At 61.9% G+C, this 23,059-nt stretch carries 18 protein-coding genes; 9 read left to right on the top strand and 9 right to left on the bottom strand.

The features are described from left to right. Positions 1-186: 186 nt before the first annotated feature. From K5E37_RS26570 to ilvD, 6 genes are all read left to right on the top strand, one after another. Positions 187-726, top strand: a complete 540-nt coding sequence (locus tag K5E37_RS26570; protein ID WP_011336400.1) for a type 1 glutamine amidotransferase domain-containing protein — start codon at positions 187-189, stop codon at positions 724-726. A gap of 123 nt (positions 727-849) precedes the next feature. Then, the gene (locus K5E37_RS26575; RefSeq protein WP_085605910.1) at positions 850-2,046 is read left to right on the top strand and encodes a class I SAM-dependent rRNA methyltransferase; all 1,197 of its coding nucleotides are present in this window, start codon (positions 850-852) and stop codon (positions 2,044-2,046) included. Between the two features lie 439 nt (positions 2,047-2,485). Then, positions 2,486-3,559 (top strand): SagB family peptide dehydrogenase, encoded by a 1,074-nt coding sequence (locus tag K5E37_RS26580; RefSeq protein WP_221535568.1) that lies wholly within the window; start codon positions 2,486-2,488, stop codon positions 3,557-3,559. Further along, entirely contained in the window at positions 3,556-4,512 is a 957-nt protein-coding gene (locus K5E37_RS26585) for a diiron oxygenase (RefSeq protein WP_221535569.1), read from the top strand. Before K5E37_RS26580 ends, K5E37_RS26585 begins: the two co-directional genes overlap by 4 nt. Then, a complete protein-coding gene (locus K5E37_RS26590) occupies positions 4,505-5,722 on the top strand; it encodes a multidrug effflux MFS transporter (protein WP_221535570.1) in 1,218 nt (405 codons plus the stop codon). Before K5E37_RS26585 ends, K5E37_RS26590 begins: the two co-directional genes overlap by 8 nt. 255 nt (positions 5,723-5,977) lie before the next feature. Next, entirely contained in the window at positions 5,978-7,819 is a 1,842-nt protein-coding gene (gene ilvD / locus K5E37_RS26595) for a dihydroxy-acid dehydratase (protein WP_221535571.1), read from the top strand. Positions 7,820-8,020: 201 nt separating this feature from the next. Here the strand turns inward: ilvD and K5E37_RS26600 are convergent, their stop codons facing one another. Then, entirely contained in the window at positions 8,021-9,082 is a 1,062-nt protein-coding gene (locus K5E37_RS26600) for a phosphorylcholine phosphatase (RefSeq protein ID WP_085605918.1), read from the bottom strand. A gap of 240 nt (positions 9,083-9,322) precedes the next feature. On the opposite strand from K5E37_RS26600, the gene K5E37_RS26605 reads away from it, so the two are divergent. Then, complete coding sequence (locus K5E37_RS26605) at positions 9,323-10,714, top strand: L-cystine transporter (RefSeq protein WP_221535572.1); 1,392 nt, start codon at positions 9,323-9,325, stop codon at positions 10,712-10,714. A gap of 122 nt (positions 10,715-10,836) precedes the next feature. On the opposite strand, the gene K5E37_RS26610 is transcribed toward K5E37_RS26605, so the two are convergent. Beyond that, positions 10,837-11,349, bottom strand: a complete 513-nt coding sequence (locus tag K5E37_RS26610; RefSeq protein WP_221535573.1) for a dihydrofolate reductase — start codon at positions 11,347-11,349, stop codon at positions 10,837-10,839. Between the two features lie 85 nt (positions 11,350-11,434). Here K5E37_RS26610 and K5E37_RS26615 point away from each other — a divergent pair, with 85 nt between their 5' ends. Beyond that, entirely contained in the window at positions 11,435-12,808 is a 1,374-nt protein-coding gene (locus tag K5E37_RS26615; protein WP_221535574.1) for a DUF2868 domain-containing protein, read from the top strand. Beyond that, positions 12,801-14,186 carry a GTPase/DUF3482 domain-containing protein gene (locus K5E37_RS26620; RefSeq protein ID WP_221535575.1) on the top strand — a complete coding sequence of 462 codons (1,386 nt, stop codon included), beginning with the start codon at positions 12,801-12,803 and terminating at the stop codon, positions 14,184-14,186. The genes K5E37_RS26615 and K5E37_RS26620 overlap by 8 nt, the downstream gene beginning before the upstream one ends. Before the next feature lie 10 nt (positions 14,187-14,196). Here the strand turns inward: K5E37_RS26620 and K5E37_RS26625 are convergent, their stop codons facing one another. From K5E37_RS26625 to K5E37_RS26655, 7 genes are all read right to left on the bottom strand, one after another. Beyond that, a complete protein-coding gene (locus K5E37_RS26625; RefSeq protein ID WP_221535576.1) occupies positions 14,197-14,757 on the bottom strand; it encodes a phosphonate degradation HD-domain oxygenase in 561 nt (186 codons plus the stop codon). Further along, positions 14,757-15,890 carry a TIGR03364 family FAD-dependent oxidoreductase gene (locus K5E37_RS26630; RefSeq protein WP_221535577.1) on the bottom strand — a complete coding sequence of 378 codons (1,134 nt, stop codon included), beginning with the start codon at positions 15,888-15,890 and terminating at the stop codon, positions 14,757-14,759. Before K5E37_RS26630 ends, K5E37_RS26625 begins: the two co-directional genes overlap by 1 nt. Before the next feature lie 152 nt (positions 15,891-16,042). Continuing rightward, entirely contained in the window at positions 16,043-17,068 is a 1,026-nt protein-coding gene (locus tag K5E37_RS26635) for a putative 2-aminoethylphosphonate ABC transporter substrate-binding protein (protein WP_064600170.1), read from the bottom strand. A gap of 35 nt (positions 17,069-17,103) precedes the next feature. Beyond that, positions 17,104-18,828, bottom strand: a complete 1,725-nt coding sequence (locus K5E37_RS26640; RefSeq protein ID WP_221535578.1) for a putative 2-aminoethylphosphonate ABC transporter permease subunit — start codon at positions 18,826-18,828, stop codon at positions 17,104-17,106. Continuing rightward, positions 18,828-19,904, bottom strand: coding sequence for a putative 2-aminoethylphosphonate ABC transporter ATP-binding protein (locus K5E37_RS26645; RefSeq protein WP_221535579.1), 1,077 nt, complete (start codon positions 19,902-19,904; stop codon positions 18,828-18,830). The genes K5E37_RS26640 and K5E37_RS26645 overlap by 1 nt, the downstream gene beginning before the upstream one ends. 233 nt (positions 19,905-20,137) lie before the next feature. After that, entirely contained in the window at positions 20,138-21,001 is an 864-nt protein-coding gene (locus tag K5E37_RS26650; RefSeq protein WP_007953452.1) for a LysR family transcriptional regulator, read from the bottom strand. A gap of 16 nt (positions 21,002-21,017) precedes the next feature. After that, on the bottom strand, positions 21,018-23,059 hold a 2,042-nt coding region (locus K5E37_RS26655), incomplete at its 5' end, for a heavy metal translocating P-type ATPase (RefSeq protein WP_221535580.1).

Below are 23,059 nucleotides of genomic sequence, written 5' to 3' on the forward strand. Positions count from 1 at the left end.
GCTCTTGGGACATAAGTACACACTCTGGGACAGGCCGCGATTCTAACCTCTAAAAACCGACGGACGACACACCAGTGGGCAATTCGCAGGAACTTTCACTTTCCACCAGCCTTCGGAATCTGTAGTGCCCGGAGCAGTTCTCCATCTGTCTCGGGCAGTAATTCCAACAGACTCAGGAGCTTAACGATGGCGACTTCTCTCAGCGGCAAGCGCGTCGCTTTTCTGGTAACCGACGGTTTCGAGCAGGTTGAACTGACTGGCCCCAAACAGGCATTGGAGCAGGCCGGAGCGCAAGTTGACATCCTCTCTGCCGAAGCCGGCAGCGTCAAAGGCTGGAATCACGATAAACCTGCGGACGACTTCAAGGTCGACCAGACCTTCCAGGGCGCAAGCATCGATCAATACGATGCCGTAGTGCTGCCTGGTGGTGTGCAGAACTCTGACACCATCCGCATCGATCAGGACGCCCAGCACCTGGTCAAGACCGGTACCTCTGCCGGCAAGCCGATCGCAGTGATCTGCCATGGCAGCTGGCTGCTGATTTCGGCAGGGCTGGTCAATGGCAAAACCATGACCAGCTACAAGACCGTCAAGGACGATCTGGTCAATGCGGGGGCGAACTGGGTTGATCAGGAGGTAGTAAAAGACGGCCACCTGATCAGCAGCCGCCAACCGGATGATATTCCGGCGTTCAGCAATGCGCTGATTGACGCGCTGTCGGCATAGGGCATAAGCGCGTGGATACGGGGCGGGCCTGCTCGTGATGAGGTCAGCCGCGTTTCATCGCGCGCCAAACCCGACATAAGGCGCAACACGGTATACTCCCGCTCTTTTTTCCGGAGCGACGTCATGTCCCTGCCTAGCTTGCGCCTCAAAGCCAACGCCGACCGTCGCCTGCGCGCCGGCCACCTGTGGGTCTACAGCAACGAAATCGACGTGGCCGCCACCCCGTTGCACGGCTTCAAGGCCGGCGACCAGGCGATCCTCGAAGCCGCCGGCGGCAAGCCTCTGGGCATCGTTGCCATGAGCCCGAACAACCTGATCTGCGCACGTCTGCTGTCGCGCGACATCAAGCTGCCGCTGGACAAGTCGCTGCTGGTGCACCGTCTGAACGTGGCCCTGTCGCTGCGCGAGCGCCTGTTCGACAAGCCGTTCTATCGTCTTGTCTACGGCGATTCCGACCTGCTGCCGGGTCTGGTGGTCGACCGTTTCGGCGATATCCTCGTGGTACAGCTCGCCTCGGCGACCATGGAAGCCCACAAAGATGACGTGATCGCGGCATTGACCCAAGTGCTCAAGCCAAGCGGCATCCTGTTCAAGAACGACTCCGCCGCCCGCGATGCCGAAGGCCTCGAGCGTTACACCGAAACCGTGTTCGGCGTGGTGCCGGAGTGGGTCGCGCTGGAAGAGAACGGAGTGAAATTCGAAGCGCCAGTGGTTCAAGGTCAGAAAACCGGCTGGTTCTACGACCACCGCATGAACCGCGCACGCCTGGCCCCTTACGCCAAAGGCAAGCGCGTGCTGGACCTGTACAGCTACATCGGTGGCTGGGGCGTGCAAGCCGCCGCATTCGGCGCCAGCGAAGTGTTCTGCGTCGACGCATCGGGCTTCGCCCTCGACGGCGTTGAGCGCAACGCCGCACTGAACGGTTTCGCCGACAAGATGACCTGCATCGAAGGCGACGTCTTCGAAGCCCTGAAGGAACTCAAGGCCAGCGAAGAGCGCTTCGACGTGATCGTTGCCGACCCGCCTGCGTTCATCAAGCGCAAGAAAGACCTGAAGAACGGTGAAGGCGCCTACCGTCGCCTGAACGAGCAAGCCATGCGCCTGCTCACCAAGGACGGCATCCTGTTCAGCGCTTCGTGCTCGATGCACCTGCCGGAAGACGACCTGCAGAACATCCTGCTGACCAGCGCCCGTCACCTGGACCGCAACATCCAGCTGCTGGAGCGCGGCGGTCAGGGCCCGGATCACCCGGTACACCCGGCCATCCCGGAAACCCGCTACATCAAAAGCATCACCTGCCGCCTGCTGCCCAACAGCTAACGGGATCGATGCGTATAAAGAAGGGGAGCCCACGGGCTCCCCTTCTTTTTGCCTTGATTTTGCTTTCCTACATTTAGCGTCCTGCCGACGTGCAGGATATTTCCGCGAATACTTTATTTACTGATATCTAACTTACACACTGACTTCCAGCCAAAGATCACTCCGACAAAATTACTGGATTATTCCTACTTAATATTTGCTTGCGATTAACCCATTACAAACTATTATTAAGTCGTCACCACGGAGGTGACACTAACTAACCACGAAGCAACAATGAACAAGGAGTTCAATCATGAAAGCAATTACTCTGGAATCCCGCACCCTCGCAAACCTGGCTTTTCTGGTCGCACCTAAAGCCCGTTAAGTAAGGTCGGCGCTGGGTATAGCCGGCTACCCAGCGCCTCTGACAAAGCACCTATCCAGAGCAGCTTGCCCCAACATGCATATAAACCCTTATTTATTCATACTGCCACGAACGCCCGGCCAGATAGTCTGGAACTACAAAGACCATACTCAACATGAACTTGATCTTGAGTACTCCTCCCGATTGGCGCAACTTATTCACAACCCTGATTCATATGACAACAGCAACATAATAGACACACAGTTATTAAATGCCGGAATACTGACTTCTTCAAAAATCTCAGCGCCTGTCTGGGGCTGGGATGAATTGTCCAGGATCTACCATATCGGGACTCGGGATATTCCTTGCGAACACACTCCACGAAACATTCAGGAATGGTCCAGGCAATACCTCGAACACTGCAACACAGTGCTTGCCACCCCACCGCCGGCCGACATTCCTGCAGATACCTGTCCGACCCCACTCATCGCCCTGCCCGAACCGCTGGCACTGAATGACGACAGCCTGTCGAGTTCACTGACCCGGCGAAAGACCTGCCGATCCTTCACCGGCGCCGCCGTGTCGCTGGACGATGTCGGCACCTTGCTCTACCTGTCACTCGGTTACCTGCGAGAACGCGAAGCCGATTGCGACGACAGCATTGCCGACGGGCTTGGCGCACGGCGTAGCAGTCCTTCCGGCGGCGGGCTCAATGCCTGCGCCGGGTTCGTGTTTGTACAGAACGTCGACGGACTGGCGCCCGGCGTGTATGCCTACCACCCCGTCGAACACGCCTTGAGCTTCATCAACCCCTTGCCCGACACCGAACCCGGCAATCTGCTGGGGGGCCAGCATTTCATCAACAACCTGCCATTGGGGCTGTTCATCACCGCCCGCTTCGACCGGCTCTGGTGGAAATACCCGCACTCGCGCGCCTATCGAATGGCGTTCGTCGAAGCCGGGCACCTTTCGCAGACGTTTCAACTGGTGGCTACAGCGCTGGGCATGAACACCTGGCTCACGGGCGCGTTTTCCGACGATCAGGTCGAAACGTTGCTGAAGCTCGAGAACAGTGCGGAGCAACCCTTGTTCTTTGTCGGTTGCGGGGAAAGCGACGGTCAGGCGATGTGTCAGGAAATGCGCGACCTGCTGCGTGAGGCACAACCATGAGCGCCCTCGCCCCGGAACCGGTCTTTCAGTTCACCCTGAGTGACTGGAACACCCGCGCCTCGGTTCGCACCAGCCCCCACGATTACCGCTTGCCGGACAACGTGCAGGAACAACTGGAGACCCGGCACTGGTTTCCGCCGGCATTCCTGCCCTATCTGGCCCACCCGGCCATTGAAGCAGCGGGCCGTTCGATTCTGCATCGGCTTACGGCCCGGCATCTGGTGCATTTTCTCGACTACACCACGTTACTCGAACACCGGATCGTCAACCGCGCCGTCGAAACCATCGTCCACGGCGAGCTGCCGGTCGCGGTGCCGGCGCCGATGAAAACCGCCGCACTCCAGCTCTACACCGACGAGGGTTATCACGCCCTGTTTTCCAGTCAGGTGGCAGAGCAGATCGCCAGTATCTACGCCATCACCGGGCGCCCCGTGATGCCCAGGCGGATCACCCGGATGAACCTGCTGATTGCGCGCACCGGGCAGGAGCAACGACCGCTGGCGTGCTTTCTTCTGGGCTTCGTTTCGGAAACGATCATTGCCCGTGAACTGCTGGATGTCTGCCGCGACAGCCTGGTGTCCGGCGTCAACGACATGTTGCGCGATCACCTCACCGACGAAGCGCGCCACAGCCGCTATTTCACCGAAGTGTTCCACTACCTCTGGTTGCACCTGAACCCGCGACAGCGAACGTTCACCGCGACGACCCTGCTCGACATTCTGCAAATCTTCTTCGAAGTGGATGAGCACTGGCTGCAGGAAAGCCTCTGTGGCGCGGGCATTGCAAACACCACGGTGATGGACATTCTCGGCACGATGACAACGACCCAGGCCCGTCGACGACGGGCGCGCGCCGGCAGCCTCGCTACATTGAACGCACTGAAAAAAGCCGGATTTTTTGCCGAACCTCAAAACCAGACATTATTTGCCAGGGCAGGACTGATCGATGGATGACGGACAATCTGTGGTGACCCGACGACAGCGGCGCGGGGCTGTCAGTCTTTTGCTGGCAATGGTGTTGCTCGGCGTCTTTCCACTGGATGTCCTGCTGCCTTCGTTCCCGGCACTGGCCGAACACTTTCGCCGCACCCCGGCGGACATCGCCCTGTCGATCAGCCTGTTCGCGGTCGGAATTGCCTTCGCCCAGTTGCTGATCGGGCCTCTGTCGGATGTGATCGGGCGCAAGGGACTGCTGCTCGCCGGCATGAGCGTTTCGATGCTCGGCGCCCTCGGGTGCGTGATGACCTCGGACTATTCGCTGTTTCTGATGTTCCGGGTGGTGCAGGCGCTGGGCTGCGGTTGCTTCGTGCTGTCACAGGCGCTGGTGCAGGACCTGTTCGAAGGCGAAAAACGTGACCGTCTACGGATTTTAATGGTCACCGCCGGCGGGATTTTCATCTCGATATCGCCGCTGGCTGGCACCTTTCTTCAGGCAACGCTGGGCTGGCGCGGCAGCTTCTGGGTGTTCATCGCATTATCAGCCGCAGTGCTGCTCAAGGCCTGGCTGTTTCTGGAGAACACCCGACCTACCGCCACTGGCACACGTACGAACTTCCTCACGGCCTATCGACGGGTGCTGGGGGATTTCGACTTCGTCGGTTACTGGCTGATTTCAGCGTTTGCCTTCGCCTGCCACTTTTCATTCATCGTGATCTCGCCGCTGATCTTCATGGATCGACTGCAACTGTCCGCTTACGAGTTTTCGTTGATCCTGCTGATCTACGGTGCGGCTTACGTCACCGGGGGCATCCTCGCCAGCGTGCTGAGCAGGCGCATCAACAGCGGCCAGCAGATGGTCGTCGGCCTGAGCCTGATCCTGTTCGCCGGCGTGACCATGCTGTACCTGTCGTCGAACTTTGCACTGGCTCCGGCGACCGTGCTGATCCCGATGCTGATCTGCACCGCCGGCACCACCATTGCCCGGCCGGCGGCCACGTCCCGGGCCATGAGTCTGTTTCCGGAAAACGCCGGCACCTCGGCCTCGGCCGGCAGCACGATCATTTTCATTTGCGGTGGCTTGATCAGTGCCTTGATCAGCCTGAGCCCGACCAATCTGCAATCCACGCTGGGCTACAGCTTCGTGATACTCAGCGGGGTGGCACTGGCATTGAACGCGCAGATCAGTCGTCGCAACGATCTGGAGGGGCAACCGAACAGCGATTAACGTTGCCGGTCGTCATCCCGCACGCTTCGTCAGCACTGGAACAACGCTTTGCGCCATTCCCTCCTGACGCCAGCGGTGTAGAATCGCGAGATTCATCGCCATTCATCCCCGGCGGGTTTATGAGCTCAGGCTGAGACCAGCGGCGATCCCGCAACGTCATCGGCAACATCAGGACACACGGCCATTTCTGAGTGTTCCAGACGTCAATAGAAGCTCACTCCCCTTTGATACCTGATTAGCCGCCCGGAGTGCTCCATGCCAGATTACCGCTCGAAAACATCTACCCACGGCCGCAACATGGCCGGCGCCCGCGCACTGTGGCGCGCCACCGGGATGAAAGATGACGACTTCAAGAAGCCGATCATCGCCATTGCCAACTCCTTCACCCAGTTCGTACCGGGTCACGTTCACCTGAAGGACCTGGGTCAACTGGTTGCCCGTGAGATCGAACGCGCTGGCGGCGTTGCAAAAGAATTCAACACCATCGCCGTGGACGACGGCATCGCCATGGGCCACGACGGCATGCTCTACTCGCTGCCGAGCCGCGAAATCATCGCCGACTCCGTCGAGTACATGGTCAACGCCCACTGCGCCGACGCCATCGTCTGCATCTCGAACTGCGACAAGATCACCCCGGGCATGCTGATGGCCGCCCTGCGCCTGAACATTCCGGCGATCTTTGTTTCCGGCGGCCCGATGGAAGCCGGCAAAACCAAACTGGCCAGCCACGGTCTCGACCTCGTCGACGCCATGGTCATCGCCGCCGACTCCAGCGCTTCTGACGAGAAGGTTGCCGAGTACGAGCGCAGCGCCTGCCCGACCTGCGGTTCGTGCTCCGGCATGTTCACCGCCAACTCGATGAACTGCCTGACCGAAGCCCTGGGCCTCGCACTGCCGGGCAACGGTTCGACCCTGGCCACCCACAGCGACCGCGAGCAGCTGTTCCTGCAGGCCGGCCGCACCATCGTCGAGCTGTGTAAACGCTACTACGGTGAGAACGACGAATCGGTACTGCCGCGCAACATCGCCAACTTCAAGGCGTTCGAGAACGCGATGATGCTCGACATCGCCATGGGCGGTTCGACCAACACCATCCTGCACTTGCTGGCTGCTGCCCAGGAAGCCGAGATCGACTTCGACCTGCGCGACATCGATCGTCTGTCTCGCAAGGTGCCGCAACTGTGCAAGGTCGCGCCGAACATCCAGAAGTACCACATGGAAGACGTGCACCGCGCCGGCGGTATTTTCAGCATCCTCGGTTCGCTGGCCCGTGGCGGCCTGCTGCACACCGACCTGCCGACCGTGCACAGCCGCAGCATGGTAGAAGCCATCGCCAAGTGGGACATCACCCAGACCGACGATGAAGCCGTGCACCATTTCTTCAAGGCAGGCCCGGCCGGCATTCCGACGCAAACCGCGTTCAGCCAGTCGACCCGCTGGGAAACCCTGGACGACGACCGTGAAAACGGCTGCATCCGCAGCTTCGAACACGCCTATTCGAAAGAAGGCGGCCTGGCCGTGCTGTACGGCAACATCGCCTTGGACGGCTGCGTGGTGAAAACCGCCGGTGTCGACGAGTCGATTCATGTGTTCGAAGGCAACGCGAAGATCTTCGAAAGCCAGGACAGCGCCGTACGCGGCATCCTCGCCGACGAAGTGAAGGAAGGCGACATCGTCATCATTCGCTACGAAGGCCCGAAAGGCGGCCCGGGCATGCAGGAAATGCTCTACCCGACCTCGTACCTGAAATCCAAAGGCCTGGGCAAAGCCTGCGCCCTGCTGACCGACGGCCGTTTCTCCGGCGGTACTTCCGGTCTGTCCATCGGCCACGCTTCGCCAGAGGCTGCGGCCGGCGGCGCGATCGGTCTGGTGCAGGACGGCGACAAGGTGCTGATCGACATTCCAAACCGCTCGATCAACCTGTTGATCAGCGACGAAGAACTGGCGGCACGCCGGGTCGAGCAGGACAAGAAAGGCTGGAAACCGGTCGAACAGCGTCCACGCAAAGTGACCACCGCCCTCAAGGCCTACGCCCTGCTGGCGACCAGCGCCGACAAGGGTGCCGTGCGCAACAAGGCGATGCTCGACGGGCTGTGATGCTTAACCGTCGCGCATAAAAATGCCCCGCCAAGTGCGGGGCATTTTTTTGCCTTCAGGTTTTGATCGTTCCCACGCTCCCGCGTGGGAATGCCTCAAGGGACGCTCTGCGTCCAGTGACGCGGAGCGTCACGGGCTGCATTCCCACGCGGAGCGTGGGAACGATCATCGCGCTCTGCTCGAGAGCGATCACCGTAGCAATTACTGGATTTCTTCCGGCTTCACGATCACCCAGTTCTTGTCCGCCGTCACCGGCAAACCTTCTTTCGCCTGGGCCGCCGCGTGTTTGGCCATCATGCCCTGGATCTGGGTCATGTACTTGTCCTTGCGGTTGACCCACAGGTGAATGCCGCCCTTGGCCACGTCCACATCGTGGAACAGCATGTAGCCGTCGCTGGTCGGCGTGTCGCCACCCACCAGTACCGGTTTTTTCCACTCGTCGATGTAAGTCAGGATCGCCGCGTGCTTGCCGGCCATCCAGGTCGCCGGGGTCCACAGGTAAGGGGTCAGTTCGAGGCCGAGGTTGGCCTTCTCGTCATATTTGCCGGCGGTGATCTGCTTGCGCGCAGTGGTCAGTTCGCCGGTCTCGCGGTTCTTCAGCAACGTGGTCACGCCGATCACGTTCTGCGGTTTGACGTTGTAGCCGTACTTCGGATCGGCCGCGACCATGCGCACCAGTTCTTCGGAAGCGGCGGTCATCACATAGACCTCGATGCCGTTCTCCATCAGTTTGTTGTACAGCTCTTTCTGGCCAGTGAAGATCTTCGGCGGGTTCACATCCAGGTTCTTGACCACGTCACCTTCGTAATAGGTCGCCGGCACCGGTTTGCCCGAGGCCATCAGCTCATCGACGTAGCCCTTGAGTTCCTTGAGGGTGAAGCCGGAAAACACCTGCGCGACCCATGGATAGCAGACCATGTCGTCGACTTCGCAGAGGCGGTAGTAGTAGCTGAACAGGCTTTCCTTGTGGTCGGCGGTGTCCTTGAACGGCATCAGTTTCAGGGAGGGGTCGAGCTTGTCGCGGGTGATCAGGCCCTTGTTTTCCATGAACGGCAACAACGACTCTTCGAGGTCGTAGCGGTAACTGGTGTTGTCCATGTCGAACACCGCGTAGTTACCCTTGTTGGCGTTGGCGGCGATCATCGCATCCAGCGCCTTGGCCTGATCCGCCGGCCAGTGTTTCAGGTCGGTGGCGAATGCCTGAGTGGCCAGGCCCATCCCCACAGTCAGTGCGACAGCCAGAAATTTCGGTGCAAACTTCATTGGCGCTTCTCCCTGGGTCAAAGAAATCGACGCTAACAAATAAATGTGACAGTCCCCGTCTGTCAGCGACCGTCCACGTCCGTTTCGCGCCAGTTGCATCTCCGAGAGCGACATCCGCTTATTCCAAAAACGACGGACGACCTTTGATTTCGGTATTAAATCATTGGAAATCAAACTGTTAGGCTTGCCGGTTCGCAACAGCCCCGGAAGGTTGTTGGCACAGTCTTTTCTGGAGTCCTCATGAATCTGCCCCTGATTCTCAACTTGCTGGTGTTCCTCGCCCTGCTCTTCGGCCTGGCGCAAACCCGTCACACCTCGTGGAGCCTGGCGAAAAAAGTCCTGCTCGCGCTGGTGCTGGGCGTGGCATTCGGCGTCGCGCTGCACACGATTTACGGTGCCGGCAACCCGGTGCTGAAAGCCTCGATCGGCTGGTTCGATCTGGTCGGCAACGGTTACGTGCAACTGCTGCAAATGATCGTGATCCCGCTGGTGTTCGCCTCGATCCTCAGCGCCGTGGCCCGTCTGCACAACGCCTCATCGCTGGGCAAGATCAGCTTCCTGACCATCGGCACGCTGCTGTTCACCACCGCGATTGCGGCGCTGATCGGCATCGGCCTGACCAACCTGTTCGGCCTGACCGCCGAAGGCCTGGTCGCCGGCACTCAGGAAATGGCCCGTCTGCAAACCATTCAGACCGACTACGCCGGCAAGGTCGCCGATCTGAATGTGCCGCAACTGCTGCTGTCGTTCATCCCGCAGAACCCGTTCGCCGATCTGGCGCGGGCCAAGCCGACCTCGATCATCAGTGTGGTGATCTTCGCCGCGTTCCTGGGGGTTGCCGCGCTGCAACTGCTCAAGGATGACGTCGAGAAAGGTCAGAAAGTGATCAACGCCATCGACACCCTGCAAGCCTGGGTGATGCGTCTGGTGCGTCTGGTCATGAAGCTGACCCCCTACGGCGTGCTGGCGTTGATGACCAAAGTGGTTGCCGGTTCCAACCTGCAGGACATCATCAAGCTCGGCAGTTTCGTGGTGGTGTCGTACCTCGGTCTGGGCCTGATGTTAGTGGTGCACGGCCTGCTGGTGTCGGCGGCCGGGATCAACCCGCTGCGTTTCTTCCGCAAGATCTGGCCGGTGCTGACGTTTGCGTTCACCAGCCGCTCCAGCGCCGCGAGCATTCCGCTGAGCATCGAAGCGCAGACCCGTCGTCTGGGCATTCCGCAATCGGTGGCAAGCTTCGCCGCATCGTTCGGTGCGACCATCGGCCAGAACGGTTGCGCCGGCCTGTACCCGGCAATGCTGGCGGTGATGGTTGCGCCAACCGTGGGCATCAACCCGCTGGATCCGCTGTGGATCGCGACGCTGGTAGCGATCGTAACCCTGAGTTCGGCCGGTGTGGCGGGCGTGGGTGGCGGTGCGACCTTCGCGGCACTGATCGTGCTGCCGGCCATGGGTTTGCCGGTTTCGCTGGTGGCGTTGCTGATTTCGGTCGAGCCGCTGATCGACATGGGTCGCACGGCGCTGAACGTGAGCGGTTCGATCACCGCTGGCGCGATTACCAGCCAGGCGATGCAGCAGACCGACAAGGCACTGCTGGATGCCGATGAGCATGCGGAGCTTGCTCAGGCGTAAGTCTTGATACTGATCGTTCCCACGCTCCTGCGTGGGAATGCCTCTAGGGACGCTCCGCGTCCAGTGACGCAGAGCGTCACGGGCTGCATTCCCACGCAGAGCGTGGGAACGATCACATTGAGTTAAACCCGCTCCCAGACTTCGAAGTTGTAAGCCGGTTTGTCGCCTTCAGCCGGATTCGGCACGTTCGACACCAGCGTCCACTGGTTCAGATCGAACTCCGGAAACCACGCATCGCCTTCCGGGCTCAGTGCCACACGGGTCAGATACAAACGATCCGCCTGCGCCAGCCCCTGCGCATACAACTGCGCCCCGCCAATCAGCATCAACTCGTCGACGCCCTGCTCTTTCGCCCACTCTTCGGCGCGAACCACGGCGGCTTCCAGCGACGGATAGACTTCCGCGCCTTCCAGCACCAGATCGGCCTGACGGCTGACCACGATGTTCAAACGACCCGGCAACGGGCGCCCCAGCGAATCCCAGGTCTTGCGGCCCATGATGATCGGCTTGCCGAGTGTCGTGGCCTTGAAGTATTTGAAGTCCCCCGGCAGGTGCCAGGGCATGCTGTTGTCGACGCCGATCACGCGGTTTTCACCGAGGGCTGCGATCAGGCTGAGGGGGAGTGATTTAGTCATGCCGGCGAGGATACCAGAGCCGCCCTTACCCCGATAAGCGCCACAGCGGTTATGCTCACGGCTCAATCAAGCAACGGGATGCCGCGTGACTGAACTGACTTCACTGCAAAACCTCTGGCTCACCGAAACCGTGCGCCTGCGCGAAGAACACGCAGGCCCGCTGGACGATCTGGAAGCCAATCGCCTGGCCCGCGCGGCCGGCGGCGACCTGCCGGGACGCATTCAACGCCGCGCCCTGTGGCTGGCCGAGCGCGACGGCCTGACCTCGGCGCTCAAGCACTGGCTGCAAGGCGCGCGTCTGGCGCTGGTGCTGCTGGCGATCTTCGCGGTACTGAGCGGCGCCGGCCTGGCCTTCGCTGCACTGGGCCAGACGCCGGTCAATGTGTTCTGGGCCTTGGGCAGTCTGCTCGGGCTGAACCTGATTCTGCTGTTGAGCTGGGTGCTGGGGCTGATCTTCGCTGGCGAACATGGCGCCACCCTCGGGCGCTTGTGGCTATGGCTCAGTGAAAAACTCGCCCGCGATGCCAAAGCTGCACAACTGGCGCCGGCCTTGCTGTTGATGCTGCAACGCAAAAAGCTCAATCGCTGGGCGCTCGGCACGCTGGTCAATGGCTTGTGGTTGCTGGCGATGTTCAGCGCGCTGGTTTTGCTGCTAACCCTGATGGCGACCCGGCGCTACGGCTTCGTCTGGGAAACCACGATTCTCAGCGCCGACACGTTCATCACCATGACCCAGGCCCTCGGCGCATTGCCGGCGCTACTGGGCTTCAACGTGCCGACCGTGGACATGATCCGCGCCAGCGGCGACACCGCGCTGAACATCGAAAGCGCCCGTCAGGCGTGGGCAACCTGGCTGGTCGGCGTGCTGGTGGTGTACGGCGTGTTGCCGCGCCTGCTGTTGGCGCTGTTCTGCTTCTGGCGCTGGAACAGCGGCAAAGCTGCGCTGCGTCTTGACCTGAACCTGCCCGGCTACGCACAACTGCGCGAACGCCTGATGCCGACCAGCGAACGCCTCGGCATCACCGATCCAGAACCTGCGCAATTGCACCGCGTCGAAAGCACCGTCGGCGAACACGCCAGCGATGGCGCGTTGCTCGTGGCAATCGAACTCGACGATCAACACTCATGGCCGCCGACACTGCCGAAAAACGTCAGCAACGCCGGCATCCTCGATAGTCGCGAATCGCGCAACAAACTGCTCGAACAACTCAGCCGCTTCCCGCCGGCGCGCCTCGCGATTGCCTGCGACCCACGGCGTTCACCGGATCGCGGCAGCCTGGCGCTGATCGCCGAGCTGGCGCGCAACGCCGCCGCGACCCGCGTCTGGCTGTTGCAGGCGCCGCAAGGACAGGCGCTGGACGCCGAACGCCTCGGTGACTGGCATGTGGCGCTGCAACAGCTTGAGCTGCCGTTTGCCGATTGCGCCCCGTTGAGCTGGCTGGAGCACGGACATGACTGATGCCTGGAAAGCGCCGCTGAAACTGGCGGTGGTCGGCCATACCAACGTCGGCAAGACTTCGCTGTTGCGCACCCTGACCCGCGACGTCGGCTTCGGCGAAGTCTCCCATCGCCCGAGCACCACCCGGCATGTCGAAGGCGCGCGGTTGTCGGTGGATGGCGAACCGTTGCTCGACCTCTACGACACGCCGGGTCTGGAAGACGCCATCGCCCTGCTGGATTTTCTGGAACGTCTGGAGCGCCCCGGCGAACGCCTCGACGGCCCGGCACGCCTGGCGCGGTTTCTCGATGGCAGCGAAGCGCGCCAGCGTTTCGAACAGGAAGCCAAAGTGTTGCGGCAGCTGCTCGAGTCCGATGCCGGCCTGTACGTAATCGACGCCCGCGAACCGGTGCTGGCCAAGTACCGCGATGAGCTGGAAGTGCTGGCCAGTTGTGGCAAGCCGTTGCTGCCGGTGCTGAATTTCGTCAGCAGCGCCAACCACCGCGAGCCGGACTGGCGCGAAGCGCTGGCGCGTCTGGGCCTGCATGCGCTGGTGCGTTTCGACAGCGTCGTCCCGCCCGAGGACGGTGAGCGGCGGCTGTATGAAAGCCTCGCACTGTTGCTGGAAAACGCCCGCCCACAACTTGAACGACTGATCGCCGATCAACAGGCCCAACGCCTGGCCCGCGAGCAAAGCGCCGCACGCCTGATCGCCGAATTGCTGATCGACTGCGCCGCCTGCCGGCGCAGTGTGGCGAGCAACGCCGAACAGGAACAACAAGCCATCAGCGAACTGCGCAAAGCCGTGCGTCAACGCGAACAGAAGTGCGTCGAGGCGCTGCTGAAGCTCTACGCCTTCCGCCCGCAGGACGCCGCCGCCAGCGATCTACCGTTGCTCGACGGACGTTGGGGCGATGACCTGTTCAACCCGGAAACCCTCAAGCAACTCGGCGTGCGAGTCGGTGGCGGGATTGCCGCCGGTGCCGCAGCCGGTGCGGGTGTGGATCTGCTGGTGGGCGGCATCACCCTCGGCGCCGCCGCTCTGGCTGGGGCCATTGCCGGCGGCGCCCTGCAAACCGCCCGCAGCTATGGCAACCGTCTGCTCGGCAAGATCAAAGGGCAACGAGAGCTGACCGTCGACGACAACGTGTTGCGCCTGTTGGCACTGCGTCAGCGGCAACTGCTGCAAGCGCTGAATGCCCGAGGCCATGCGGCGATGGATGCCGTTCAGGTGGCGACGCCGCAGGACAAGACCTGGCGCGAAGGCAAGTTGCCGGAGGCACTGAACAAGGCGCGGGCGCATCCGCAATGGTCTTCGCTGAATCCGCATCCGAAGCTGAATCAGGCGGAGCGGCAGGAGCAGATTGAGTTGTTGGTCGGGAAGGTGCTAGAGCTTTAGATCCGCGCCCTTACCCGGTCGACAACAAAACTTCAGCCTTGCGCTTGAGAACGGCAAGATCCATCACCGGCACCGCCATCTCCTTCGCCAGTTCATCCCACTGGCGCATCCGCAGGCTGACGGCGCACAACGGATCCTGCTCGAACGCATCCGCTTCAGCCTCCGTCATCACCCCGCCCTGATATTCCAGGGTGCGGCGGCTGGCTTCGCTCAAGCGGTCGTAATAGCCCGATTCCCTGAGCGTCAGATAACGCTTGGCCTGGACGTGATATTCCACCAGCCGCGCCAGGCGTTCGCTGAAGCCGGCCTCACGCAGATAATCCGCGCCGAGGCGTTCGTGGCTGACCACGCCGTAACCGCCCATGTTCTCCGCACCTTCGGCACACAAGTGGCCGATGTCGTGGAAGAACGCGGCAAGCACCACTTCGTCGTCGAAGCCTTCGGCGATGGCCAGTTGCGCCGCCTGGGACATGTGTTCGATCTGCGACACCGGTTCGCCGATGTAGTCGCTGGCGCCGAAGCGCTCATAGAGGCCGAACACCCGGTCGATGACTTGCTCCTGTCTCAACATCAATTCTCTCCAATAAGCTGTGCAACATTGCGCTCGGCCATGGCCGGGCCGACGCTCATGCCGACGCCGCTGTGCATCAGCGCCACACTCAGCCCCGGCGCCGGACGCAGAAACGAAAACGGCCCCGGTCCACGGGAACCATAGACACCCTGCCATCGCTCGACCACCTGCACCTTGCAGCCGAGGGTCTGTTCGGCCAGTTCGAGCATCCAGTTGTCGACCTGTTCTGCGTTGAACGGCGACGGATCGCAGCCGTAATGGTGCGAATCACCGATGATCAGTTCGCCATACGGCGTCGGGCTGATCAGCAGGTGAATGCCGTTTTCCTGCAAGTGCGGTTGTTCGCGCAGGATCTGTGCCTGCACCGCTGCGGCTTCCGGCAAGTCAGCGAAGGCGCCGTAATGCACGCAGCTGAGGCCGGTGAGCAAGGCGTGTTGCAAGTTCAGGTCGATTTGCGGCCGGGCGCGGAGCATTTGCAGGCGGCAGATTTGCGGGTCGAGGGCGGCAATCGGCTCGGCCAACAAGGTCTGATAATCGTGGCCGGAGCAGACGATGATCTGCTGAGCGGAGAATGTGCCGACAGTACTTTGCAGACGTCCAGGCTCGACGTCGCGCACCAGCGTCGAGAAGTGAAACTCGACGTCGAGTTCGCGGCGCAGGTATTCGATCAGCGCCGGAATCGCCTCCCGGGAATACAGCTGTTGATCGTCCATGCCGTGCAGCGCGGCGCGGTGATGGCTGAACTGGCCGCCGTACAGATCGCGCAGCGTGGCACCGCGCAGCAGTTCGACGCGGTAATCGTGCTCGACGGCGCGTCCGGCGCAGAAGGCTTCGAGCAAGTGCTCTTCGGCCTCGGTGCGGGCGAACAGGTACGAGCCATTGCGCTTGAGTTGCAGGCCGGCGAGCTGCGCCCACTGGCCCCAGATTTCGCGGCTGGCCTTGGCCAGTTCGAGCATCGGGCCCGGTGGCTGGCCGGTAACGAGTGCCTGGCCGAAGTTGCGTACTGACGCGCCAAGTGGCGTGGCGGTGCGTTCGAAAACCGTGACCTTGAGACCGCGCCGGGCAGCGGCATAGGCGTGGGACAGGCCCAGGATGCCGGCGCCGACGATCAGCAAGTCTTTGTGTTGTGTCATGTAGCTACCTCAATGATCGTTCCCACGCTCTGCGTGGGAATGAATACCGTGACGCTCTGCGTCACAGAGGACGCGGAGCGTCCTTGGCTGCATTCCCACGCGGAGCGTGGGAACGATCAATGCTCCGTCAGGGAACGATCGGGTAAGAAGATTTACTTGGCAGCGACTTTCTCGGACTTGCCGTCATAGCGCTTGCGCCACTCGGTCAGGATCTCGTCGCGATTCTTCGAGGCCCAGGCGAAGTCGTTCTTGATCAGGCGCTGCTCGTAGTCGGCCGGTAGTTCGGTCTGCGGTTTGGCGATGCCCGGTTGCGCGAGGACGGCGAAGTTTTCCTTGTACAGGTCCATCGCCGGGGCACTGGCGGAGAAGTCGGCCAGTTTCTTCGCGGCTTCTTCATGCGGCGTGCCTTTGATCACGGCAGTCGCTTCGATCTCCCAGCCCAGGCCTTCCTTCGGCAGGATGATGTCCAGCGGCGCGCCCTGACGCTTCAGCTGAACGGCCGGGTATTCGAAGGAAATACCGATCGGGAACTCGCCCGCTGCCGCCAGTTTGCAAGGCTTGGAACCGGAGTGGACGTACTGGCCGATGTTCTGGTGCAGACCGTCCATGTAGGCCCAACCCTGCTTCTCGCCGAAGGTTTGCAGCCAGGCGCTGACGTCGAGGAAACCGGTGCCGGACGAGGCAGGGTTCGGCATCACGATCTTGCCTTTGTACTCAGGCTTGGTCAGGTCCTGCCAGCTCACCGGTTTGGTCAGGCCCTGTTTCTCGGCCTCGACGGTGTTGAAGCAAATGGTCGCGGCCCAGACGTCCATGCCGACCCAGGCTGGCGGGTTGGCGGCGTCGCGGTAGTTCGCGCCGATCTTGCCCAGATCCTTCGGCGCATAGCTTTGCAGCATGCCCTGCTGATCGAGGATCGCCAGGCTCGACGCCGCCAGGCCCCAGACCGCGTCAGCCTGCGGGCGATCCTTTTCGGCCAGCAGTTTGGCGGTGATGATCCCGGTGGAGTCACGCACCCACTTGATCTCGACGTCCGGGTTGGCCTTTTCGAAGGCCTCTTTGTAGGACTTCAACTGCTCGGCTTCGAGGGCGGTGTACACCGTCAACTCGGTTTTTGCCGCGAAGGCATTCAGGCTGAAAGTAGCGAGCACAGCAGCGGCCAGGGCCATAGGCTTGAACATGATCGTTTTCCTGTCTTGAGTTGAGGTTGGGAAAATCAGTGGCCGGGCGCCGTTTGCCGCCAGGCCTGGGAACGGCGCAGCAAGCCGCGCGAAGCCCACGCCAGCAGCAAGGACACGCCCGCCGAGGTGAACAGAATCAGGGTCGACATCGCCGCCGCGCCGCCGACGTTGCCGGCGTCATCCATGTTCAGCACCGCCACCGCCGCGAGGATGGTGTCGGGGCTGTAGAGGAAGATCGCGGCGGATACGGTGGTCATGGCCGAGACGAACAGGTAGCGCACGATGTCCAGCAGCGCCGGCAGGCAGATCGGCACGGTGACCTTCAGGTAATGCCGGTACAGCGGCGCTTTCAGCGACAGTGCGGCGGCTTCGAACTCGGCGTCGAGCTGACGCAGCGCGGTGGTGGCGGTCATCTGTGCGGTGGTCAGATAGTGAGCAATGGTGCAGACGATCAGCAGGGTCATGGTCCCGTACAGCACGTGCAACGGGTTGCCGGTCAGGTTGAAAAAGAAGACGTAACCCAGACCCAGCACCAGCCCCGGCACCGCCATCGGTACGAAACTGAGCATGTGCAGCGTCAGATTCAGCCCGCGCTGGCTGCGAGTCTTTTCCATCAGGTAGGCGCCCGTGAAGATCAGCACGCTGCCGATCAACGCCGTGCCCAACGCCATCTTCAGGCTGTTGCCGTAGGCCAGCCAGCCACCGCCGGCAGTCTCGTTGAACTGGTAGTGATTGAGCGACAGCGACAGGTTGTACGGCCAGAACTTCACCAGCGACGAGAACACCGCCATGCCGAACACCAGCAGCAACGCAGCGCTGATCAGCAGGACCACGCTGAGATAAAAGGCATCGCGCTTCTTCGACGGTGCCGGTTTGAACACCTGGGCGCGGCCGCTCATGGAATCACCGTGACGCCGACGCAGCCAGGCATCGACGCCGAAGCTGAACAGTGCCGGCAGCAACAGAACCATGCCGATCAGCGCGCCGCGCCCGAATTGCTGCTGGCCGACCACCGCTTTGTAGGCTTCCAGCGCCAGCACTTGATAGTCGCCACCGACCACCACCGGCACACCGAAATCGGTGATGGTCAGGGTGAACACCAGACAGAACGCGGCGAACACAGCCTGGCGGGTCGCGGGCCAGGTGATGCTGCGGAAGGCTTTCGCCGGACTGGCGCCCATGCTCGACGCAGCGTCGAACAATCGCGCATCCGCCAGCGACAGGGCTGACAGCAAAATCATCAAGGCGTGTGGGAAGGTGTAGATCACCTCACCCAGAACAATCCCCCAGAAACCGTAGATGTTGTCCGACAGCAGCCCGCGCAACATGCCCTGATTGCCGAACAGATAAACCAGCGCGATCCCCGGCAACATCGACGGCGCCATCAGCGGCAGCAGGGAAATCCCGCGCCAGATGCCTTTTGCCGGAATCAACGTGCGCTGCAAGGCGTAGGCAAACAGGTAGGCCAGCGGTACGACGATGGCCGCGACGCTGAGGGAAACTTTCAGGCTGTTACCGAGCAGCCAGTGGAAATTGTCGCTGCTCACCAATTCCTTTGCGGCGAGCCAGCCACCGCCCTGCCCAGCTTCGCTGCTGAAGCCGCGCCAGAAGATCGCCAGCAACGGCAACAACACCGCCACACCGAGCAAAACCAGCAGCAGGAGTTTGCCGCCGAGGACGAAGATCCGGTCGCCGACCTCGGCCCCGGACACCTGCCGCGCCTGCTTTTGCGGTAGCGGCAGTGCGAGGTTGCTGTTCATCAGGCAAACACCTGCAGGCTGCGTGGCGGCAAGGCGACCATGATCTGCTGGGCGCCGAGGCGCGGCATGGCTTCCGGCGCCAGTTCGGCGAGTAGCGCATGACCCGGCAATTGATCGAGTTCGAAGCTCATGCGGCAGCGGTTGCCGAGGAAAGTGATCTCGCGGACCTTGGCCGGGAACAGGTTTTCTTCATGCACCAGTGGATTGACGTTGATCGCTTCCGGACGGCAGAACAGCCGGCCCGACGGGCTGTGGACGCTGCCGTCGGCCAGGCGCAGGTTCATCCCGCCGACCTTGGCATGGCTGTCGCTGCTGCGCTGGAACGGCAGCCAGTTGCCCTGGCCGACGAACTCGGCCACGAACGGCGTGGCCGGGCGGTTGTAGATTTCCTGCGGGGTGGCGTACTGCTCGACCTTGCCGTTGTTCATCACGGCGATGCGGTCGGCCATCAGCATGGCTTCGTCCTGATTGTGAGTGACCATCAGAGTGGTGATGCCGAGGTTGCGTTGCAGTTGGCGCAGCTCGGTGCACAGATGCTCGCGGACGCGGGCATCGAGGGCCGACATCGGTTCGTCGAGCAACAGCAGCGACGGTGCGGGGGCCAGGGCGCGGGCCAGTGCCACCCGTTGCTGCTGGCCGCCGGACAACTGGCCCGGGTATTTTTTCTCACTGCCGCTGAGGCCGACCAGTTCCAGCATCTGACCGACGCGACGGCGCACTTCATCGCGACCGCTACTGGCGAGGCCGTAGGCAATGTTCGCTTCGACGGTCAGATTGGGAAACAGCGCGTAGGACTGAAACAGAATGCCGTAGTCCCGGGCCTGCGGGGCGAGGTGGGAAACGTCGCGCTCGCCGAGGTACAACTCGCCGCTGTCCTGCTTTTCCAGACCGGCGATGCAACGCAGCAATGTGGTCTTGCCACAGCCCGACGGGCCGAGCAGGCAAACGAGCTCACCAGCCGCGACATCAAGGGAGACGTTATCCAGCGCAGTGAAGGCGCCGAAGCGCTTCTGCACGCCGCGCACTTTCATCGGTGCGCCGGGGTTGGTCAGGGCAGTTGCGATTGCAGGGTTCATGGACAGGCCTCATCAAGCAGATGAGACGAATCCTAGAGTTGTAATGCGTCGGTCATATGGCAACAAGGCAAAATCGACCGATAGTGGTATTCAGGGATTTGGGTTCACCGCGGATCGCGGATCGTTCCCACGCTCTGCGTGGGAATGCAGCCCGGGACGCTCTGCGTCCCAAGAGCGGACGCAGAGCGTCCAATGAGGCATTCCCACGCAGAGCGTGGGAACGATCATTACGATCAAGCGGGGGACATTTCCTGCGCGAGCCCGAGAAACGCCGCCGGCAAGCGGGCATTCTTGCGTTCCTTGAGGCAGTAGAGATATTCGGGAATCTGCGGCGCATTTTCGAGCGTCAGCACCCGCAACTGCGGATCGTGCGGCACTTCCTGGCGGGCAATGATGCTGATGCCGATATTGCGCAGCACCGCCTCGCGGATCGATTCGCGGCTGCCGATCTCCAGCAACGGGCCAAAACTGACGCCGGCGCTGGCCAGCAACTCTTCGGTCAGGCGCCGAGTGGTCGAGCCGGATTCACGCATCAGCAAGGTATGCCCGGCCAGTGCACTCAGCGTGACATGGTCGTGCGCCGCCAGCGGATGATTGCGATGCACCGCCAGCACCAGCGGATCGCTGCCGAGCACCCGGCGGATCAGCCGTGCGTCGTCGAGCAGTTGCGACGACGCCGCGACATCCACCCGGTAATCCTCCAGCGCTTCGAGCACTTGCTGAGAGTTGCCGATTTCCACCGAGACTTCTACCTGCGGCAGGCGCTCGCGGAAGGTCTTCACCAGATCGAGGATGTAATACGGCGCGGTGGCGGCGATGCGCAGCGTGCCCTGGACCTGACCGCTGTTGCGCAGGAAGAACTCGATATCGGCTTCCTGCTGCAACAGCGCCTTGACCATCGGCAACAGCCGCGCACCTTCGTCGCTGACACTCAGGCGCCGGCCGCCGCGGTAGAACAGCTCCACCGAATACTGGCTTTCCAGATTGCGGATTTGGGTGGTCACGGTCGGTTGGCTGAGGCCGAGCTTTTTCGCCGCCAGCGTGATGCTGCCCAGGCGGGCCACCATGTAAAACGCTTTCAGCTCGGCACTCAGCACAACCGTCCCTCTTCCTCTATTTGCGCAACAGGCGCAAACCGTTGAACACCACCAGCAGGCTTACGCCCATGTCGGCAAACACCGCCATCCACATGGTGGCGAGCCCGGCGAAGGTTACCCCAAGAAAGATCGCTTTGATCACCAGCGCCAGTGCGATGTTCTGTTTGAGAATAGCGGCGGTATTGCGCGACAGGCTGATGAAGGCCGGAATCTTGCGCAGATCGTCGTCCATCAGGGCGACATCGGCGGTTTCAATCGCGGTATCGGTGCCGGCCGCTGCCATCGCAAAACCGATCTCGGCCCGAGCCAGTGCCGGTGCGTCGTTGATGCCGTCGCCGACCATGCCGACCCGACGGCCCTGGGCATACAGTTCTTCGATGGCTTGCAGTTTGTCGGTGGGCAGCAAGTCGCCCTTGGCCTGATCGATCCCGACCTGCGCCGCAATCGCCTGCGCGGTGTGGACGTTGTCGCCGGTGAGCATCAGGGTTTTCACGCCCAGTTCGTGCAGTTGGCGGATCGCCTCACGGCTGGTTTCCTTGACCGTGTCGGCCACGGCGAACAGTGCCAGCGGACCGGAGCTGTCGAGCAGCAACACCACGGACTTGCCCTGTTTCTCCAGCGCGAACAGCTTTTCTTCCAGTTGCGGCGAGCACAGGCCCAGCTCTTCCACCAGACGATGGTTGCCCAAGTGGTAAACCTGACCGTTGACCTCGCCTTTTACCCCACGGCCAGCCAGCGCTTCGAAGTTATCCACAACCAGTGTCGCGAACCCTTTATCCACAGCTGCGTTGGCGATGGCCAGCGAGACCGGGTGATCGGAACGCCCGGCCAGCGCGGCGGCAATCGCCGGGGCTGTGGCGTCGGCGGTCGGGTCGAGGGACAGGTAATCGGTCTGCACCGGTTTGCCGTGGGTGATGGTGCCGGTCTTGTCGAGGGCCAGATAGTCGAGCTTGAAACCGCCCTCCAGGTACACGCCGCCCTTGACCAGAATGCCTTTGCGCGCCGCTGCCGCGAGGCCGCTGACGATCGTCACCGGGGTGGAAATCACCAGTGCGCACGGGCAAGCGACCACCAGCAGCACCAGCGCGCGGTAGATCCAGTCGAACCACGCGGCGCCCATGAACAGCGGCGGGATGATCGCCACGGCCAGGGCCAGAACGAAGACCACCGGGGTGTAGATTTTAGAGAACTGATCGACGAAGCGCTGGGTCGGCGCCCGCGCGCCTTGCGCCTGCTCCACGGCGTGGATGATCCGCGCCAGAGTGGAATTGTTCGCCGCGGCGGTCACTGTGTATTCCAGAGAACCGGCCTGGTTGATGGTGCCGGCGAAAACCTTGTCGCCGACGGTTTTTTCCACTGGCAGGCTTTCGCCAGTGATAGGCGCCTGATCGATGGTCGAACTGCCGCTGACGACTTCACCGTCCAGCGCGATGCGTTCACCGGGTTTCACCCGCACACGGGCGCCAAGATCGATGCTTTTGACGTCCAGCTCGACCCAGTTGCCGTCAGCCTGCAACACCGTCGCTTGCTCCGGCGTCATCTGCATCAAACCGCTGATGGCGTTGCGCGCGCGATCCAGCGAGCGCGCTTCGATCAGCTCGGCCACGGTGAACAGGAACATCACCATCGCCGCTTCCGGCCATTGGCCGATCAACACGGCGCCGGTCACGGCGATGCTCATCAGCGCGTTGATGTTGAGGTTGCGGTTCTTCAGGGCGATCCAGCCCTTCTTGTAGGTGGTGAGGCCGCCGCTGAGGATCGAGATCAGCGCGATGATCGCCACCACCCAGCTCGGGGCGGCGCTGGTGAAGTGGATCACTTCGGCAGCGAGTGCGCCGACGCCGGATAGCGCGAGGGGCCACCAGTGTTTTTTCACCGGCGCCGGCGCTGGCGCTTCGACGCCCGCCTCCAGCGGCTCGGCCTGCATGCCGAGGGATTTGATCGCGTCGATGATCGGCGCGGTGTCCGGCAAGTTGTGAGTCACGCCGAGTACACGGTTGATCAGGTTGAATTCCAGCTGCTGGATCCCGGCCAGTTTGCCGAGCTTGTTCTGGATCA

The sequence above is a fragment of the Pseudomonas sp. RIT778 genome (genome assembly GCF_019718735.1).
Classification (GTDB): Bacteria; Pseudomonadota; Gammaproteobacteria; order Pseudomonadales; family Pseudomonadaceae; genus Aquipseudomonas; species Aquipseudomonas aphyarum.